Annotated in this window: 1 protein-coding gene; it reads left to right on the plus strand. The window is 66.6% G+C overall.

Annotated elements, in window-relative coordinates; translation table 11 throughout:
• A partial coding sequence (locus L981_RS32395; RefSeq protein ID WP_043626724.1) for a xanthine dehydrogenase family protein molybdopterin-binding subunit occupies window positions 1–1,163 on the plus strand: 1,163 nt, incomplete at both ends.

Consider the following 1,163-nt stretch of genomic DNA (forward strand, 5'->3'; position numbering starts at 1 on the left):
GATCGAATGGGATCCGGGGCCGAGTGCCTCGGTTTCGCAAGCCGAGCTCGAGCGCCTCATGGATGCGGCGATCGACGGCAAAGCCCTGCCGCATTTGCATGAAGGCGACGTCGCCAGGGCCGAGGCCGAGCATGGGCCGGTGCACGAATTCGTCTACCGCATGCCGATCCTGACCCATTCCGCCATGGAGCCGATGAATTGCACCGTGCATGTGCGTCCCGATGGCTGCGAGGTCTGGGTGGGAACGCAGATCATGAGCCGGGCACGGCAGGCGGCAGCCGACGTGACCGGCCTGCCGGTCGAAAAGGTGGTGGTGCACAACCACTTGCTCGGCGGCGGCTTCGGCCGCAGGCTCGATGTCGACGGCGTGATCCTGGCAACCAAGATCGCCAAGCAGGTGAAGGGCCCGGTGAAAGTAACCTGGAGCCGCGAGGAGGACATCCGCCACGACTGCTATCGCTACCTCAACTACAGCAAGGTGACGGCAACGCTCGGGGCAGACGGCATGCCGATTTCCTGGCGGCACCGGGTCATCGGCCCGTCGGTCATGGCGCGCTGGTTCCCGGGCTTTACCAAGGACGGCGTCGACCTCGACCAGATGGCGGGGGCCGAAACGCCCTATGCGATCGAACACAGGCAGACCGATTTTGCCCGCCAAGAGGCGCCGGATGGCATGCTCACCGGCAACTGGCGCGGCGTCGGCGCCACCCGCAACATTCCCCCGGTCGAATGCGGCATCGACGAACTGGCGGAACTCGCGGGCATCGATCCGCTCGAATACCGGCGGCGGCTGCTGCAGCACAAGCCGCGGCTGCTCGGCGCGCTCGATCTCGCGGCCGAAAAGGCCGGCTGGTCGGCGCCGCTTGCCAAGGGCAGGGGGCGGGGTATCGCGATTGCCGAGGATTTCGGCAGCTTCGCGGCGATGGTCGCCGAAGTCAGCCTCGACGGGAACGGCAGGTTCAAGACCGAGCGCATCGTTTGCGCGGTCGATTGCGGCCAGGTGATCAACCCGGACACGGTGGAGGCGCAGATCCAGAGCGGCGTCGTCTATGGCCTGAGTGCGGCGCTCTACGGGCGCATCACCGTCGAAAACGGCGCGGTGGTCGAAGGCAATTTCGACGATGCGCCTGTGCTGCGCATCCACGAGACGCCGCCGATCGAGG

It is taken from the genome of Ensifer sp. ZNC0028 (assembly GCF_000799055.1).
Lineage (GTDB): Bacteria > Pseudomonadota > Alphaproteobacteria > Rhizobiales > Rhizobiaceae > Ensifer.